We start from the raw sequence: 570 nt of genomic DNA on the forward strand, positions 1-570 counted from the left end.
GCATCCGTCTACGGAAAGCCGGTGGCCAGCATGCCACGTAAGCGAAACAAAAACGGGGTTTACCTTACCGAAATCGGTACGGATACCGCGAAAGAGCAGATTTATAACCGCTTCACACTGACGCCGGAAGGGGATGAACCGCTTCCCGGTGCCGTTCACTTCCCGAATAACCCGGATATTTTTGATCTGACCGAAGCGCAGCAGCTGACTGCTGAAGAGCAGGTCGAAAAATGGGTGGATGGCAGGAAAAAAATACTGTGGGACAGCAAAAAGCGACGCAATGAGGCACTCGACTGCTTCGTTTATGCGCTGGCGGCGCTGCGCATCAGTATTTCCCGCTGGCAGCTGGATCTCAGTGCGCTGCTGGCGAGCCTGCAGGAAGAGGATGGTGCAGCAACCAACAAGAAAACACTGGCAGATTACGCCCGTGCCTTATCCGGAGAGGATGAATGACGCGACAGGAAGAACTTGCCGCTGCCCGTGCGGCACTGCATGACCTGATGACAGGTAAACGGGTGGCAACAGTACAGAAAGACGGACGAAGGGTGGAGTTTACGGCCACTTCCGTGT

2 protein-coding genes are annotated in these 570 nt (G+C 55.1%); both read left to right on the forward strand.

Annotation, left to right across the window (positions count from 1 at the left end; genetic code table 11):
• Window positions 1-453 (forward strand): terminase gpA endonuclease subunit (locus ACJHXB_RS24795; RefSeq protein WP_077891427.1); only part of this gene is annotated, 453 nt, incomplete at its 5' end.
• On the forward strand, window positions 450-570 hold a 121-nt coding region (gene gpW / locus ACJHXB_RS24800), incomplete at its 3' end, for a gpW family head-tail joining protein (RefSeq protein ID WP_072666719.1). The genes ACJHXB_RS24795 and gpW, both read left to right, overlap by 4 nt.

This window comes from Escherichia sp. WS3227_2 (assembly GCF_046486495.1).
In the GTDB taxonomy this organism is placed as follows: domain Bacteria; phylum Pseudomonadota; class Gammaproteobacteria; order Enterobacterales; family Enterobacteriaceae; genus Escherichia; species Escherichia coli.